The sequence below is a fragment of the Nocardia higoensis NBRC 100133 genome (assembly GCF_000308595.1).
Lineage (GTDB): Bacteria > Actinomycetota > Actinomycetes > Mycobacteriales > Mycobacteriaceae > Nocardia > Nocardia higoensis.
The window spans coordinates 1-16,562 of sequence record NZ_BAGA01000179.1 but is presented as its reverse complement, the minus strand read 5'-3'; the positions used below and the strand labels follow the sequence as shown (position 1 = coordinate 16,562).

16 protein-coding genes are annotated in these 16,562 nt (G+C 68.0%); 12 read left to right on the top strand and 4 right to left on the bottom strand.

The genetic code is table 11. From position 1 onward, the window contains the following. Window positions 1-84 precede the first annotated feature (84 nt). The 4 genes from ON26_RS28895 to ON26_RS28880 all read right to left on the bottom strand — a co-directional run bounded on the left by ON26_RS28895 (window position 85) and on the right by ON26_RS28880 (window position 4,110). Window positions 85-1,236 (bottom strand): acyl-CoA dehydrogenase family protein, encoded by a 1,152-nt coding sequence (locus ON26_RS28895; RefSeq protein WP_040801082.1) that lies wholly within the window; start codon window positions 1,234-1,236, stop codon window positions 85-87. Further along, the gene (locus ON26_RS28890) at window positions 1,233-2,405 is read right to left on the bottom strand and encodes an aromatic ring-hydroxylating oxygenase subunit alpha (protein ID WP_040801081.1); all 1,173 of its coding nucleotides are present in this window, start codon (window positions 2,403-2,405) and stop codon (window positions 1,233-1,235) included. The genes ON26_RS28895 and ON26_RS28890 overlap by 4 nt, the downstream gene beginning before the upstream one ends. Window positions 2,406-2,571: 166 nt before the next feature. Further along, window positions 2,572-3,213, bottom strand: coding sequence for a TetR family transcriptional regulator (locus ON26_RS28885; protein ID WP_040801080.1), 642 nt, complete (start codon window positions 3,211-3,213; stop codon window positions 2,572-2,574). Between the two features lie 111 nt (window positions 3,214-3,324). Continuing rightward, complete coding sequence (locus ON26_RS28880) at window positions 3,325-4,110, bottom strand: SDR family NAD(P)-dependent oxidoreductase (protein WP_040801130.1); 786 nt, start codon at window positions 4,108-4,110, stop codon at window positions 3,325-3,327. A gap of 144 nt (window positions 4,111-4,254) precedes the next feature. Here ON26_RS28880 and ON26_RS28875 point away from each other — a divergent pair, with 144 nt between their 5' ends. The 12 genes from ON26_RS28875 to ON26_RS28820 all read left to right on the top strand — a co-directional run. Then, complete coding sequence (locus ON26_RS28875; protein WP_040801079.1) at window positions 4,255-5,205, top strand: PDR/VanB family oxidoreductase; 951 nt, start codon at window positions 4,255-4,257, stop codon at window positions 5,203-5,205. Window positions 5,206-5,243: 38 nt separating this feature from the next. Next, a complete protein-coding gene (locus ON26_RS28870) occupies window positions 5,244-6,047 on the top strand; it encodes an enoyl-CoA hydratase-related protein (RefSeq protein WP_040801127.1) in 804 nt (267 codons plus the stop codon). A gap of 48 nt (window positions 6,048-6,095) precedes the next feature. Further along, the gene (locus ON26_RS28865) at window positions 6,096-7,088 is read left to right on the top strand and encodes a GNAT family N-acetyltransferase (RefSeq protein ID WP_040801078.1); all 993 of its coding nucleotides are present in this window, start codon (window positions 6,096-6,098) and stop codon (window positions 7,086-7,088) included. Window positions 7,089-7,260: 172 nt separating this feature from the next. After that, window positions 7,261-8,778 (top strand): class I adenylate-forming enzyme family protein, encoded by a 1,518-nt coding sequence (locus tag ON26_RS28860; RefSeq protein WP_040801077.1) that lies wholly within the window; start codon window positions 7,261-7,263, stop codon window positions 8,776-8,778. A 327-nt stretch (window positions 8,779-9,105) separates the two neighbouring features. Beyond that, the gene (locus tag ON26_RS28855; protein ID WP_373280970.1) at window positions 9,106-9,936 is read left to right on the top strand and encodes an ABC transporter permease; all 831 of its coding nucleotides are present in this window, start codon (window positions 9,106-9,108) and stop codon (window positions 9,934-9,936) included. Then, window positions 9,933-10,769 (top strand): MlaE family ABC transporter permease, encoded by an 837-nt coding sequence (locus ON26_RS28850; RefSeq protein WP_040801075.1) that lies wholly within the window; start codon window positions 9,933-9,935, stop codon window positions 10,767-10,769. Before ON26_RS28855 ends, ON26_RS28850 begins: the two co-directional genes overlap by 4 nt. A 4-nt stretch (window positions 10,770-10,773) precedes the next feature. Beyond that, window positions 10,774-11,853 (top strand): MlaD family protein, encoded by a 1,080-nt coding sequence (locus ON26_RS28845; protein WP_040801072.1) that lies wholly within the window; start codon window positions 10,774-10,776, stop codon window positions 11,851-11,853. Further along, window positions 11,850-12,866: an MlaD family protein gene (locus ON26_RS28840; RefSeq protein WP_040801068.1), complete on the top strand. Its 1,017-nt coding sequence runs from the start codon at window positions 11,850-11,852 to the stop codon at window positions 12,864-12,866. The genes ON26_RS28845 and ON26_RS28840 overlap by 4 nt, the downstream gene beginning before the upstream one ends. Continuing rightward, window positions 12,851-13,846, top strand: coding sequence for an MlaD family protein (locus ON26_RS28835; RefSeq protein WP_083884434.1), 996 nt, complete (start codon window positions 12,851-12,853; stop codon window positions 13,844-13,846). Before ON26_RS28840 ends, ON26_RS28835 begins: the two co-directional genes overlap by 16 nt. Before the next feature lies 1 nt (window position 13,847). Next, window positions 13,848-14,840, top strand: coding sequence for an MlaD family protein (locus tag ON26_RS28830; RefSeq protein WP_051027837.1), 993 nt, complete (start codon window positions 13,848-13,850; stop codon window positions 14,838-14,840). Further along, window positions 14,837-15,841 carry an MlaD family protein gene (locus tag ON26_RS28825; protein ID WP_051027836.1) on the top strand — a complete coding sequence of 335 codons (1,005 nt, stop codon included), beginning with the start codon at window positions 14,837-14,839 and terminating at the stop codon, window positions 15,839-15,841. Before ON26_RS28830 ends, ON26_RS28825 begins: the two co-directional genes overlap by 4 nt. Then, on the top strand, window positions 15,838-16,562 hold a 725-nt coding region (locus ON26_RS28820; RefSeq protein WP_040801067.1), incomplete at its 3' end, for an MlaD family protein. The genes ON26_RS28825 and ON26_RS28820, both read left to right, overlap by 4 nt.

Below are 16,562 nucleotides of genomic sequence, written 5' to 3'. Positions count from 1 at the left end.
CATCGCCTCGTGGTCGGCGTCGGACCAGACGACAGCGGCGGTGCGGACCGGAGTCCGCACCGCCGCAGCGTTGTTCGCCGATAATCAGGCGCGCATCAGATCACGATGGATGATCTCCTTCATGATCTCGTTGGTGCCGCCGTAGATCCGCTGGATGCGAGCGTCGATGTAGGCCTTGGCCACCGGGTACTCGATCATGTACCCGTAGCCGCCGTGCATCTGCACCCCCGCGTCGATCACCCGGCCCTGCAGCTCGGTCGCCCACAGCTTGGCCTTGGCGGCGTCCACGGCGGTGAGGGTCCCGGCGTTGTACTCCCGGACGCAGCGATCGATGTAGGCGCGCGAGACCTCCACGGCGGTCTGCAATTCGGCGAGGGTGAACCCGAGGCCCTGGAACTCCCCGACTCGCTTACCGAACGCCTTGCGCTCGCGCACGTAGTCCAGGGTCCAGCTCAGGACCGCCTCCGCGGATACCTGGGCCGCGATGCCGATGCCGAGCCGTTCCAGCGGCAGGCTCTGCATGAGATACCCGAAGCCGCCGCCGAGTTCGCCGAGCAGATTCGCCTTCGGCACCCGGACATCGTCGAAGAACAGTTCGGCGGTGTCCTGGGCGTGCAGGCCGACCTTGTCGAGCTTGCGGCCGCGGGAGAAGCCGGGCGTGCCGTCCTCGACCACGAACAGGCTGAACCCGCGCGAGCCCGCCTCGCGATCGGTGAGCGCGAAGACGATGACCAGATCGGCCAGGACGCCGCTGGTGATGAACGTCTTGGACCCGTTGATCACCCAGTGGTCGCCGTCGGGGACGGCAGTGGTCTGCACGGCCCGCAGGTCGCTGCCCGCGCCGGGTTCGGTCATGGCGATGGCGCCGATGGTCTCGCCGGTCGCGAAGCCGCGCAGCCAGCGCTCGCGCTGCTCGTCGTTCGCGTGGCGCAGCAGATAATTGAGCACGATGTCGTCGTTGGTCGAGAAGCCCGACTGCAGGGCCGAGGCCCCGACCCGGGCGATCTCGGACTGGACGACCACCCGGAACCGGTAGTCGGTCTCGCCCGCGCCGCCGTACTGCTCGGGCACCGCCAGCCCCAGCAGGCCCTGCGCTCCCGCGGCCAGCCAGGTGTCCCGATCGATCAGCCGGTCGCTGTCCCACTTCTCCATCTTCGGCACGACATGCCGTTCGACGAAGCCGCGCACGGTCTGGGCGAACAGTTCGTGGTCGGCCTCGAACAGATCGGATCTCATCCGGAGTGCTCCATCAGCTTCTGGGTCTCCCGGCGGAAGACCTGGTTGGCAACCTCGTTGCGGCCGAGCACCATCCGCCCCGCGCTGGCGCTGGTCATGCCGCGCTGGGAGTCGCGCAGCAGCGGGAAGTCCTCGGCGTGCAGCACGTCGAGCAGGATCTGCCAGTTCTTGCCCCACAACCGGGTCCAACGCTCCTCGGTCATCCCGGAATCCTCGATCGAGGGGACGATCAGGCGCATCTCCATCCGGCACCGCTGCGGATCGGTCGGGTGCGGACGGAAGGTGAGCAGCTGGAAGTGGTCGGGCTGACGCAGCAGGGTGCTGTTCGGCAGCAGGAAGTGCGTCTCGGTGACATCGTTCGCCAGGCTGCGGTCGCCCGGATCTTCTTCGATCCAGCGGTCGATCGACTTGCGCGGGGCGATGAACCGGCAGTGCTTGCCGAAGTCCTCGAAGGCCATCACATTGGTGTGGATGTGCTTGGCCGCGGTGTTCGGGTGCGCGTACTGGATGTGGTAGCCGTCCAGGAAGGCGTCCTGCATGATCTTCCAGTTCACCGGCTCGTCGAAGCCCTCGGCCTTGACGCAGACCTTCGACTCGAGGTCGTAGGTGCTCATGATGGCGTCCATCTCCGGCCCGAGCCAGGAGGCCACGTCGATAGTGGCATCGGCATCGTCGACCACCCAGATGAAGCCGTGGCGTTCCTCGGTCGGCAGCTCGATCAGCCCGAGCGTTTCGCGTTCGGGTTCACCGAAGGTGTTGTCCCTGGTGATGGTGCGCAGCGTGCCGTCGATGTCGTAGGACCAGCGGTGGTACGGGCAGGAGAACAGCCGGCAGCGGCCCTTCTCCTCCTTCTCCACCAGCGCGCCGCGATGCCTGCACAGGTTGACCATCGCCTTGACGCCGCCGTCGCGCTGGCGGACCACGATGATGTTGTTGCGCGGCATCTGCAGGGTGAAGAAATCCCCTGCCCGGGGGATCTCCGAACCGTGCGCGACGATCGACGGCGACCGCCCGAAGATCAGATCGCGCTCCCGCTTGGCGATCCCCGGATCGGTGAACTCCTCCGGTGTGAACCAGGTGATGTCCTCGAACTCGTCGGTGGTGTCGTTGCGCAGATGCGTCAGCGCCCGCCTGATGCGTTCCTCGCGGGGAGCCCCGACCTCGGTCATGGCATTCCTCCAATACCTTCTGAGCTGTTCGGATTTGTCGCTAAATCTAACCCATTTAGGTTTAGGTGTAAATGGCGGGATCATCGGCGGGGGTTGGGCAGGGCAGCGAAAAGCCCCGCCGCCCTGGCGTGACCAGGGCCGACGGGGCCGGTTCGGACGGGAAACCTCAGTCCGGCAGCGCGGCTTCCCTTGTCTCGTCGCGCGTCACGCCGCGCAGGAAGCTGCGCACCATCTCCTCGAAGAGCTGCTTGGAGGTGAGGGTGTTCTCGGCCAGGGCGCGGCTGAGCACCGGCTGCGACTTCGGATCGACATTCGGGAAGATCGTGCTGCGGGTGCTCGGCGGCCGCATCGCCTCGGCGAGGGCGGCGCCGATGGTGATCCGCTCCATGCCGTCGAGGATCTGTACGTGCAGATGGGCGGGCACGCCGGAATCGGCGAGGAACTGCGCGGTCTCCTCGTAGGTGCCGATCAGCAGATCGCGGGGCAGGTATTGCAGCAGGATGGGCGCGGCATTGCGATGGCGCAGGATGGAGCGGCGCAGGTTCAGCGCGAGGGTCACGAAGAACTCGGGCCAATCCGGGCCGGGGCGACGGCGGGGGATCGGTCCCGCGCCGGCGATCTGCCTGGCCACCGCGGCCAGGATCTCCGACTTGTCCGCGAAGTGGTGGTAGAGCGAGGGTGCCCGTACCCCCAGATGCTTGGCCAGTTTCGGCAGACTGAACGCCTCCAGGCCTTCGGTGTCGATGATCTCGATGGAGGCGGCCACCACCGATACTCGGCTGATCAGCGGTTGCGACGGTCGGGGCATACGCGGCTTTCCACTCGGCTCGAACCAGGACCTTTACCTAGCGACGTGAGGTTGATCGTAGCGGGCGGCGAGATGCCCCCCGCTCCGCGACATCGGTGACGGCGCGCCCACTCAGTGGCCGGAGGTGCCACCGTCCACCGCGAGGGTCGAGCCGGTGATGTAGCCAGCGCCTGGACCGGCCAGGAACACCACGGCCGCATCGATTTCGCGCTGGGTGGCGGTGCGCCCGAGCGGGCAGTCGCGCAGGAAATCCGCCAGCGTCTGCTCGGACATCTCGCCGATCATGTCGGTCTCCACGAAGCCGGGCGCGATCGCGTTCACCCGGATGCCTTTGCGGCCGGACCACTGGTTCGCCAGGTCGCGGGTGAGACCGATCAGTCCCGCCTTGCTCGAGGCGTACGCGGCCTGCGGGAGTACGGATTTCACCAGCCCGAGCATGCTCGCGACATTGACGATGCTCGAGCCCGGCCGCATCGCCGCGGCGCAGGATCGGGCGGCCCAGTAGGCGCCGAAGAGGTTGACGTCGAGCACCTTGCGGTAGTCGGCGGGCTGCTCGCGCAGCGCGGGCGCGACGTGGCTGACTCCGGCGTTGTTGATCAGGATGTCGAGCTGCCCGAGTTCTCGCATGGTGAGATGCGCCAGTGCGTCGCACTGATCGGGGTCGGTGACGTCGGTGGGTGCGACCAGACAGCGTCGCCCGCGGTCGACGACCGACCGCGCGACCTGCTCGAGCCGGTCGCGCCGCCGTCCGGCGACCACGACATCGGCGCCCGCCTCGGCCAGCGCAAGGGCGATTCCGGCTCCGAGTCCGCTTCCCGCTCCGGTCACCACCGCGACGCGCCCGTCCAAGCGGAACAGATCGAGTACGGATGTGCCGGATGTGTGCTCCGCGCCCATCAGGGCCTCCTCCATTATCTGATGTCTTTAGATAGATCGACGGAACCCCTTTTGCGGAATCCGCGTCTACGTCGCACTTGCTTGCGTTTAATCTAACGGCATAAGATTTAGCACGGCATCTGATAGCGAGGAAACGGGAGCGCGATGGACGAAGATCGGACAGCCCGCCGGTTGCGGGTCACCGCCAAGGAACCGGCCGCCGACGGCGTCGTCACAGTGACGCTTGCCGACCCGGACGGCGGCTCGGTGCCGGGATGGGAACCCGGAGCCCATATCGACCTGGTGCTCGGCGACGTGGTCCGGCAGTACTCGTTGTGCGGCGACCCCGCCGACAGCTCGTCGCTGCGGATCTCGGTGCTGCGCGAACCGGACGGCCGCGGCGGCTCGATCTACGTGCACGACAAGCTGCAGGTCGGCGATCTGGTCGAGATCGGCGGTCCGCGCAACAATTTCGCGCTCGCCGAGGCGGCGTCGTATCTGTTTGTCGCGGGCGGCATCGGCATCACGCCGCTGCTGCCGATGCTGGCCCTGGTACACGAGCGGGGACTGCCGTGGCGGCTGCTGTACGGCGGGCGCAGTCTCGCGAGCATGGCCTTCGCCGACGAGCTCACCAGGCGCTATCCCGACCGGGTATTGCTACGCCCGCAGGACGAACACGGGCTGCTCGATCTCGGCGCCGCGCTCGACGCGACGGCGCCGGGAGTCGCGGTGTACTGCTGTGGACCCGAGCCGCTGTTGCAGGCGATCGAAGCCGAGTGCCGCGACCGCGACGGGTCGACGCTGCACACGGAACGTTTCGCGGCCAAGGAGATCGAACCCTCGACGGCCGGCGCGTTCGAGGTCGAGCTGGCCCGCACCGGAACCGTGGTGCAGGTCGCGGAGTCCGAGTCGGTGCTCGAGGCCCTCCAGCGCAGCGGCGTCGATATCGAGTTCTCCTGCCGGGAGGGCACCTGCGGCACCTGTGAGGCGGCGGTCCTCGGCGGCACGCCGGAGCATCGCGACTCGATCCTCACCGAGGAGGAGCAGGATGCGGGCGACGTCATGTTCGTCTGCGTCTCCCGCAGCTGTACCCCGCGGCTCGTACTCGACCTCTGAACGTCGTCCACCACTTCATGATTCCGCCAGGAGGCACCGTGTCCGAGTCCGTGTCCTTATCCGAACCCGCAGCGCTGTACGAGCTGCGCGACCACATCGCCGTCATCACGCTCAATCGGCCCCATGCGATGAACTCGGTGAACGCGGCGCTGTCCGCCGCGGCGGGTGACGCGCTCGCCCGGGCCGCCGACGATCCGGACGTGCGGGTCGTCGTGATCACCGGCGCGGGGCGAGCCTTCTGCGCCGGGGCGGATCTCAAGGAGATCGCCGCGGGCAGGAGTATCTACGACCCCGAACATCGCGAGCGTGATTTCGCCGGCATCGTGCGGCACTGGATCCCCAAGCCGGTGATCGCCGCGGTCAACGGCTTCGCGCTCGGCGGCGGCACCGAGATCGTGCTGTCGGCGGACCTGGCCGTCATCGACGAATCGGCCACGCTCGGCCTGCCCGAGGTGCGGCGCGGGCTCATCGCCGCCGCGGGCGGGCTGCTGCGTATCCATCGTCAGGTGCCCGCCAAGGTCGCGGCGGAGATCGCACTGACCGGTCAGCCCGTCTCGGCGGCGCGTGCCTACGAGCTGGGTTTGGTCAACAAGGTGGCGGCAGCGGGTACGGCGCTGACCGTGGCGCTGGAGATGGCCGCGGTCATCGCGGCCAATGCGCCACTGGCCGTTCAGCAGAGCAAGACGGTGCTGCACGACAGCGCCGCGGGGCAGGTCGGCTGGTCCTCCGGGGAATGGGATGTCAATCGCACGGCGGCGAAGATCGTGATGACCAGCGCGGATGCCAAAGAAGGCCCGCGCGCCTTCGCCGAGAAACGACAGCCCCGCTGGAGCGGGCGTTGAGCGGCCGACCGGACCGTCGGACGGCCGAACGAATGAAGAGGTGAGCCGATGATCTCCTACGCCTGGTGCGAACGTCTCGACGACGAGGACCTGGCCGAGGCCGAGAAGCTGGTGACCGAGGCGGCCGAGTACGACGCGGAAGCCGGGTTCACCACCATCGATCCGCGGCTCGTGCACGCCGGATCCGGGCCGGGCCACACGGTCCGGCATCTGCCGGTCAAGGCGCGCCGGGAGCTGAGCATCCGACCGGACGCGCCGGTGGTGATGGTCGCCTACCTGCACCTGAGCATCGACGAGCACGGACAAGGCAGTGCGGCGCTGGTGGTCCATCCCCGCTACCGGTCGCGCGGGGTCGCCACCTCGCTGGTCGAGGAACTCGGCCTGGAGGTGTCGGCGCGGGATGGATGGTGCGGCACCGGCGCGACGTCGCTGCGCGGCTGGGCCTTCGGCAGCCACCCCGCCTCGGAACGGCTCACCCGGCGCTTCGGCGTGCGGCCGGTGGCCAGGCTCTGGACCGTGCTGCGGCACCTGTCGGGCCCGATGGCGGTGCCGTTGACAGTCGATGACGGTCCCGGTGACGTGAGCATCGCCGCGCACGACCTGGCCGACCCCGCGACGGCGAAGCGAGTGACCGACGTGCTCGCCCGCGGCGGCCTGACGAAATCCCAGTTCGAGCAGTTCTCCGCCGAATTCGCCGATCGCTCCGGCGGGGTGCTCCTGGCGACCGGGCCGGACGGCTGCGACGTGGGCTTCGTCTGGTTCGATCCGAGCCAGCGCATCCATCTGGAATTGCGTACCGCCAGGGTGCACGCGCTCGTCCTGGACACCGCAGCGCGGGGCGGCGGCCTCGGGGCGAGGTTGCTGACCCGCGCCCTGACCGAACTGGCCGCCGAGGGCGCGCAGGTGGCGCAGATGCGTGTGGACCCCGACAACGAGGGCGCGCTACGTATGCTGCGGCTGCTGTCGTTCGAGCAGGAAGACGCGCACGCCTGCTATCAGATCGGCGAATGGATCGACCCCCCGTTGTTTCCGCGCGGCTGAATATCGGCCCTCGGACGTCCGTGCGGATGGTGTTTCCGAGAGTTACGAAAACAGTCCCGCCCAGCTCTTGCATCACTTAAACTACTGTCGTTAGATTAATCGGTGACGGACATCACTTTTTGTCAGGTGTTCGCGCGAGCATGATCAACGTAACGAGAAAGTCGAGGACGACATGGCAGCGACCATCGGATCCGCCCTGGCCTGGTGGGCTCGGTCGAAAGGGGATCGGACCGCGATCGTCGTGGACGACGCCTCGCTGACCTACCGGCACCTGCACGACTGGTCGGGCCGCATCGCGCGCTCGCTGGCCGAGCGTGGGGTGCAGCGGGGTGAGCGGGTGGGCGTTCTCGGCCCGAATTCGCTCGAGTGGCCGGTCATCGCCCTGGGCGTACTGAAGGCCGGTGCGGTACTGGTCCCGTTGAACCCGCGGCTGCGTCCCGCCGAGTTGCGCAAGGTGCTCGACGACGCGGGCGCGAAGGTCGTGGTGGCGCCCGAGGAGTTCGGCGAAACCCTCGACGCGACCCGGGCGCTCGGCGACGACTTCACCGCGATCGGTTTCGGTGAGTTCATCGCGGTCCGCGAGGGCGAGCCCGAGGACTTCCGCGTCGATCTGGAACCGGACGAGCCCACCGCCCTGCTGTTCACCAGCGGCTCCACCGGCCTGTCCAAGGGCGTCATCTGCACCAACCGCACGCTGCTCAATATCGTGTTCGAGGCCTCGCTCACCGAGGAGGGCTTGCGTCCGGGCACCACGACGCTGCTGGTGCTGCCGCTGGTGTTCACCCCCGGCCTGGTCTGGGGCCTGCTGATGACCGTGGTGCTCGGCGGCACCATCGTCATCGAGAAGGAGCTGGTGCCCGGCCGCGCCGCACGCCTGCTCGGGGAACAGAAGGTGCAGGCCATCTTCGGCGTCCCGCTCATCTTCGAGGCGATCTCGCGGGCGCCGGAGTTCCAGGAGGCGGACCTGAGCTCGCTGCGCACAGCCATCGTCGGCGGCGCCGCCGTGCCGGTGTCGCTGCTGGAGCGGTGGGCGGACAAGGGGGTGGCGCTGCGGCAGATCTACGGCATGACCGAGGCGGGCGGCGTCGCCACCGCGACGTTGCTGCAGGAAGCGGCCGACCATCCGGACTCCTGCGGCAACGGCTCGATCTTCACCGAACTGAAGGTGGTCCGCTCCGACGGCACCGAGGCCGCGCCGGGCGAGGAAGGCGAGATCCTGCTGCGCGGTCCCGGCGTGACCCCCGGTTACTGGAACGATCCGGAGTCCACGGCCACCGCCTTGGCCGACGGCTGGCTGCACAGCGGCGATCTGGGCACCAGGGACGCCGACGGCAGGCTGAAGTTCGTCGACCGGCTCAAGGATCTCATCATCACCGGCGGCATCAATGTCTCTCCGGTGGAACTGGAGCAGGTCGTCAGCACCCTGCCCGGAGTCGAGGAGGTCGCGGTGATCGCCGCGAGCGACGAGCGCTTCGGTGAGACGCCCGCTGTCATCGTCAAGGGCGACGACAGCCTCGACGAAGCTCGCATCGTCGAGCACTACCGCGGCCTGGTGGCCGACTACAAGGTGCCCCGCTATGTGGTGATCCGGGACGAGCCGCTGCCCAGGCTGCCCAGCGGCAAGCTGTCCAAAACCGCCATCCGCGAGGAGTATCGCGACATCTCCGAGCGCTTCGAGAAGGTGCGCTGACCGGCGCTCGACACTCGACTGAATTCCGCACGACCCCGGCGGAGCGGTCTGCCCTGTGGCACCGCTCCCTCGGGGTCGTTGCCGTCTGCGCGCTCTGTCATGGGGCCATTCGGCTCTTTTGCAACAGGTATCACTTCGGGTATTGCGCTGACGCGGTGATTCATATAACTTCTGACGTCAGACGTTGTTTGTATCACAGTTCGCCGGCCGCGCTACGCGGTGCTCGTCGCGAACCGAGCGACGTCGTCAACGGGCGTGTGCGTTTTCCGCCCGGCGCTTCACATCATCGTGGCAACAAACGACTCCCACCAAAGGAGGTGCCGGAAAGTGAGCACAGTCCACGTCCCGATCGTCTCTCGCGCCGCCGACTATCTCGTCACCACGCCGGCCAAGAGCCTGGCCACTCTGGGCCGCTCGGCCCAGCTGACCGCAGCGGTGGTCCGCTACTCCGTAGTCGACACCGTCCGGCTCCGTATGCCGGTTGGCGAACTCGTGGACCAGATGTGGTCGCTGCTGAAGGTGACCGCTCTGCCCGCACTGCTGATGGCCGTCCCGATCGGCGCCGAGGTCTCGGTCCAGGTCGGCGGCATCATGAACCAGGTCGGCGCGAACTCGCTGGCCGGTGCGGCCAGCGGCCTCGGCGTCGTCGGCCAGGGCGCGCCGATGGCCGCCGGCCTGCTGATGAGCGGGGCCGCGGCCTCGGCCATCGCTTCCGATCTGGGCGCGCGGGCGGTCCGGGAGGAGATCGACGCCATGCGCGTCATGGGCGTCGATCCGGTCGAACGACTGGTCATGCCACGCTTCCTGGCCATGATCGCGGTCGCGCCGATCCTGTGCATTCTCATCATCTTCGCCGGCGTCTTCGCCGGGCTGCTCATCTCGGCCAACGTCAACAACGTGGTGCCGGGCAGCTTCTGGCAGTCCTTCGGCGCCTTCGCCACTCCCACCGACCTGGCCTTCTCGGTGCTCAAAGCCCTGCTCTTCGCCGCCATCGTGGTGCTCATCGCGAGCCTGCGCGGGCTGGAGGCCAAGGGCGGCCCGAAGGGTGTGGCCAACGCGGTCAACGCCTCCGTGGTCCTCAGCGTCTTCTGCATCTTCATCACGAACCTGCTCGTGAGCCAGCTGCAGATGATGTTCTTCCCGGCCCGGCTCGCATGATCGGCGGCAAGGTAGCGCGCGGGACACAGCGCGCCACAACAGGATTCCTCGACGAGATCGGTCAGGTCGTCCTCTTCACCGCCAAGGTGATCTGGCTGCTTCCCAAGACCGTCAAGCACTACCGTCGCCAGACGGTCAAGACCATGAACGACATGGCCTGGGGGAGCGGCTCGCTGGTCGTCGACGGCGGTGTCATCAGCCTGATGTTCTTCCTCGGTGTCGCGGTGGGCGCGGTGGTGGCCATCGAGGCGTTCATGGCGCTGAACCTGCTCGGCTTCGGCGCACTGACCGGCATCATCGGCTCCTTCGGCAATATCCGCGTGATCGCCCCGATCATCACCGGCATCGGCTTCGCCGCCCAGGCGGGCTGCCGGATGACGGCCGAGATCGGCGCCATGCGGATCTCCGAGGAGATCGACGCCACCGAATCCATGGGGCTGCAGGCGATTCCGTTCGTCGTCGGCACCCGCCTGCTGGGCAGCATGCTGGTGGTGCTGCCGGGCTACCTGATGGGCCTGGTGGTCAGCTTCTTCACCGGCGCCTTCATCGTCAAGGTGTTCCACCGCCAACCGGAGGGCACCTACGACCACTATTTCGCGCAGTTCCTCAGCATTCCCGATCTGGTGGCCTCGGTGATCAAAGCGGTCGCTTTCTGCGCGGTCGTCACCATCATCCACTGCTACTACGGCTATTTCGCGACCGGCGGCCCCGCCGGCGTCGGTTCGGCATCGGGACGGGCCATCCGGGCCAGTCTCGTGGCGATCGTCGTACTGAACTTCGCCATGACCGTCGCGATCTGGGGTCTGAGCCCGTTGCTGGTCTTCAAAGGATAGGTCGATGGGGAAAACACGTAACCAGGATTTCGTACGCGGCGACGACAGACGCCAGGCCCGCGTCGTGCACGGATCGGCGGTCGCGGCGCTCGCGCTGGCCGCGGTCGCGGTGGTCGGCGCGGTCTGGGTCCGGCCGCATTTCGACGAGCCGGACGGCCTCGCGCTCGACGTCGAGCTGCCCTATGTCGGTCCGGGCGTCGGATCGGGCACCAAGGTGCTGCTGCACGGCGCCGAGGTCGGCGAGGTGACGGCGCTGGACCGGCCCGACGCGGGCACGGTCCGGATGAGCCTGCTGCTGGATCCGGCCGAGATCGACGGTCTGACCAACTCTTTCGAGCTGGACTTCCGCCCACAGAATTATTTCGGCATCACCGCGGTCGGTCTGGTGAGCAGCCCCGGCGGTAATGCCCTGACCGACGGCAGCACCCTCGACCGCACCCCGGCCGGCGACTTCACCATGTCCACCATGCTCGAGAAGGGCTCGGTCGCCATCGACGGGACGCTGACCAACAATATGGTCGCCGCGCTCGACGAGGCGGTGCGCTACACCGACGGCCTGACCCCGCTCATCCAGTCCGGCATCATCTTCGCCGACCGGGTCGCCGAGACCCAGCAGGCGCTGCCCACCGAGCAACTGCGCTACATCAACGACATCCTCGCCGTGCTCCCCGGCTTCAGCACCGAGGCCGTCGATACGCTCGGGATCGTCTACGACAGCGACTACAACCGCAGGCCGGACGGTTCGACCGGCGTCGACGACGAGTTCATGGACTACAGCGACGCGGGCCTCGGCCTGGCCGCCAACAGCCTGTTCGGCAAGGCGGGCAGCCTGCTGGCCTCGCACGGCAGCGAGGTCACCCCGGTCACCCTGCTCGTGAAAGCGCTGACCGATGCCATGCCGCACATCCTCGACGACGGCAGCACCCCGGCGAAGCTGCGGGAACTGGTCGACGGCTACAACGCGGCGTTCAGCGGCCCCGAGGGCGCGAAGACGCTGAACCTGCGCCTGGTGCTCGACGACCTGCCGATGCTGTCCGGGCCGCTCGGCGTGCTCGGCCTGCCCGCCCAGGAGGGTGCCCGATGAGCCCGCGCACGCAGATGACGGTGACGCTGGCCAAGCTCGGCGTCGCGGTGGTCGTCGCGATCGCCCTGTTCGCGGTGGTGCTCAGCGCCATCAAGAACCCGCTCGACACCGAAACCCGTTCCTATACGGCGGAATTCACCGACGCCTCCGGTCTGCACGTCAACGGCGACATCCGGACGAAGGGTGTGCGGATCGGCAAGATCCACGACATCGAGCTGGTGCACGAGCTGGGCCGTTCGGTCGCCAGGGTGGAGTTCACCCTCGATACCGACTACGAGCTCTACGACAACACGGTGCTGGCGGTGAAGTACCAGAACCTCACCGGCGTCCGCTATATCGACCTCGATCAAGCCGACCAGCCCGGCAGCCCGGTCGATCACCTGTCCGCGGAGGTCACCCGGCCGTCGTTCGACATCACCGAGCTGTTCAACGGCCTGCAGCCGGTGCTGAGCACCATGAGCACCGACGAGGTCAACGCCTTCATGGAGAACGCGCTCACCCTGCTGCAGGGCGACGGCGGCGGCCTGACCCCGATGCTCGACAACGTCGCGCGCCTGGCCGATCTCGCGCACGACCGCGAGCAGGTCATCGCCACCCTGGTGGACAACATGGCGCGGGTCGCCGACTCCATGGGCGGGCGCTCGCCGCAGGTGAACGAGTTCATGCATTCGCTGAGCTTCCCGATCGCCAAGGCGATGACGGTGCTCACCGAGTTCCCCAAGACGGCGGCCTTCGGTCCGGAGTTCCTCACCCCGGTGCACCAGTTGCTGATCCAGCTCGGCCTCACCCGCGATCTGAACGTCGAACAGCTGGTCGGCCAGGCGTTCGCCTCCATCCCCGACGCGGCCGAGGCGCTGAGCCTGCTGCCGCCCGCTCTCGCGGGACTGCAGCTGCCGCAACTGTCCACCCCGGCCGCCGGCGCGCTGCAGTGCAGCAACGGCGTCGCCCAACTCCCCACGGAGGTCAAGGTGCTGCTCAACGGAAGCGAGGTCGTCCTGTGCGCACCACGGTGACAAAGGCGCTGCACCGGCTCACGCACAGCGAGGTCGGACTCGGTGTGGCGGTCGTGCTGGTGGCGGTGATCCTGCTGGGAGCGACCACGCTGCTCTACCTGCGCCCCGCCGGGCAGCGGACCATCACGTTCGAGACGACCGACGCCTCGGCGCTCTCGCCCGGGCTGGAGGTGCGTGTCGCCGGTGTCGCGGTCGGCAAGATCACCTCGATCGCGCTGCGTCCCGATGTGGTCGCGGTCGAGGCCCGCATCGACGACACCACGGTCGTCGGCGACGAATCCCGGGTCGAAGTGCGGATGCTGACCCCGGTCGGCGGCTACGCGGTGACCCTCATCCCGCTCGGCGACGAGCCGCTCGGCGATGCGGTGATCCCCAGCAGCAATGTGACCGTCCCGTACTCGATCGGCGACGTCCTGCAGGCCGCGCCGACGGTGACCGACCGGGTCGAGGGCGCGACCATCGACGCCGACATCGAGCAGGTCGCCGCCGCGCTCGAGCACAACACCACCTCGGTGGGCTCGATGATCTCCGGCATGAACAGCATCGCCGCGGTGATGGACCGGCAGCGGCAGCAGGTGCGTGAGATCGCCGATCTCGCTTCGGAATATCTGCACTCCTTCGAGGCCGACCGCGAGTTCGTCTTCGATCTGGTCCGGCAGGTCGACATGGTCGTGACCACCTACAACAACACCCACGTCGGCTTCAACGAGGCCTACCGCCTGCTCGGCGAGGTGCTCATGCGGCTGCAGCCGATCGAGGCGTACTACCTCGACCACCGGCAGGAGGTCATCGACGCCGCCGATCGGGCGCGCACCTCCATCGCCGACTTCACCGCGGACATGGGGCCTGCCATGGACCAGCTGATGAGCCTGCGCGATCAGCTGATGGCCTGGCTGGGCCCGGACGGTCTGGCCGCCGTGCGCGGCGGCACCGTGCTGGCCTCGGAGATCTGTGTCCCACTTCCCGGACGGACGTGTTGATATGCAGCGGAAGAGAATTCAGCTGGCCGGAGCGCTGGTGCTCACCGGTATCGCCACCGCGGGGGCGGTAGGATTCACGGTGCTCGACACCGAGCCCGAACAGCTCAGCGGCTACTGCGCGCAGATGCCCGACGCGATCGGCCTCTACGAGGGCAACCCGGTGACGCAGATGGGGGTCCGGATCGGGGTCGTCGATTCGATCGAGGAAAAGGGCGACCATGTGCGGGTCGGCTTCACCCTCGATTCGGGTCGCCGTATACCGGCCGGCGTGCAGGCGGTGACCAGGTCCAAGTCGATCCTGGCCGACCGCAGCCTGGAACTGGTCGGCAACTACCAGGACGGCCCCCAGCTCGCGGCGGGCACGTGCATCCAGCTCGCCAGCAGCCACACCCCGAAGAGCATTTCCGAGATCACCGGCTCGGCCGCCGATTTCATCGACGAGCTGAGCCCCGACACCGGTGCCGAGAGCTTCCGGTCCGCGGTATCCGGGCTGTCGGAGGCGCTGCGCGGACAGGGCGAGAACGCTCGCGCGATGATGCTGCACGCGGCCTCGGCGGCGAACAATCCGGATCAGCTGATCGCCGACTTGGGCGCGATCATCCGCGACATGGCGCCGCTGACCGAGGACGCGCTGGCCAACTGGCCCGCCATCCAATCCATCCTGGACCAGATGCCCGCGGTCGCCGCGGCGGGAATCGACCTGTGGCCGGGCGTCATCGACGTCTGTGTCGGCGTCGGCTGGGTGGTCAACGTCCTGCACGACGTGCACACCAACTACGGCGACCTGCTGTGGCCCGCGTTGCACGGCCCCGTCACCGAGGCCGTCCAGCTGGCGGCGGGCCGGGCGGGGGATCTGCGCGCCCTGGTCGAGTCGATCCCGGCCGTCGCGGCATTGCTGCGACAGCAGACCGGTGCCGACGGCTCGATGACGCTGTCCTACCAGCCTGCCGCGGGCGGCCCGCTGGACCTGCTGCTCGGAGGAGGCGCCCGATGACCAGGATCGCGAAGCTCCGCCGGACCGCCCTCGCCGCGCTGTGCTGCGGCGTGCTCGCCACCAGCGCCTGCTCGCTCGGCCCGGACGATCTGCCCTCGGTGCGCGGCGGCATCGGCGACGGCCACGCCATGTACATCGAGTTCGCCGGCATCATGAATCTGCCCGGCGGCGCGGACGTCATGATGGACGGCCTGCGGGTCGGTGAAGTGCGTGAGGTCGCCGTCCAGCCGGACACGGTGAAGGTCACCGTGAAACTGAAGGAGGGTTTGCAGGTACCCACCGATGTGCGGGCGGTCATCCGACAGGACACCCTGCTCGGCGACACCTATATCGCCCTCGACCACGGCGAAGTCGACACCGCGGGCCCGTTCCTGGCGCCGGAGGCAACCATTCCCGTCGAGCGCACCAGCTCGCCGCCGCAGCTCGAGGACACCATGGCGGTGCTGGCGTATTTCGTCAACGGCGGCAGCATCCAGCGCATCCAGGACGCCATGGGCCGGATCAACGGCGTCATGCCCGCACAGCACGATGTGCAGCGACTGGCCTCGGTGGTGGCCACCGACCTGCGCGACCTGGCGGGCGACACCGGCGAGATCGACCGCCTGCTGAACGGTTTCGACGCCACCGCGGTGGCGGTGAACTCACGCTCGGAGATGCTGACCACGATCTTCTCGCAGGAGGCCGAGCACTACTGGCGGCGTGTCGCGGTCAATATCGTCTCCTACATCAGCCAGATCCTGCCCTCGGTCGGCAGCGTCTACGAGGGCGGCCTGTGGCTGGTGCCGATGCTGAACTCGCTGGCCGCGACCGGCGGTGTCGTGCGCGAGATCTGGGACGAGGGCACGGTCACCACGGCGAAATTGTCGGACTTCCTGCGCCTGACGGTGCTGCCGTTCGCCGAGAACCCGTCGGTGAATCTCCGATCCATCGAGTCCTCCCAGGGCGACCAGATCGTCGCGGATGTGGAGAACCTGCTGCGGATGCTGGGAGCTGTGCGATGAACCTGAAAACCCCGCTGTCGGTCCTGGGCATGGTGGCTATCGCCGCCTCGTCGCTGGTGTATCTCGGCCGGATCGGTCTGGAGCACGACGCTTTCGGTGAGGTGCGCACCGCGAGCATGGTCATCCCGGAGACCAACGGGCTGGTCGCCGGGTCACGTGTGCTGGTGCGCGGCGTCGCGGTCGGCCATGTGACCGCCGTGCACGCCTCGGCGGCCGGGATCACCGTCGACTGGAACTACGACGGCGAGACCGGCATCCCGGCCGACAGCCGCTACCGCGTGGACAATTTGTCCGCGCTGGGCGAGGCCTATCTGTCGGTGCTGCCGCAGACCTCGACCGGCCCGTATCTGGAGGACGGCGCCGAGATACCGGCCGAAAAGGTCTCCGTGCCGACCACTTTCGACGAACTGTCCCAGCGCCTGACCACGATGCTCGAACAGGTCGAGCCCGAACAGATCCGCGCCATCTTCGCCACCGTCGACGTCGCGCTGCCGGAGGATCCGTGGGTGCTCGGCGATCTGTCCCGGGCGGGCGAGCTGCTGGCGGGCACGTTGTTGCAGCAGTCGGGAAACCTCACCGACCTGTTCAACGCCGTCCAACCGGTGCTGCGCCAGACCGGAACGGTGCCGGGCGATCTGGCCGCGGCGGCCCCGCTGCTCACCGATTTCGGCGAAGGATTCCGCGGCACCCTGGCCGGCATCTACTTCGCCGCGTCGTTCGG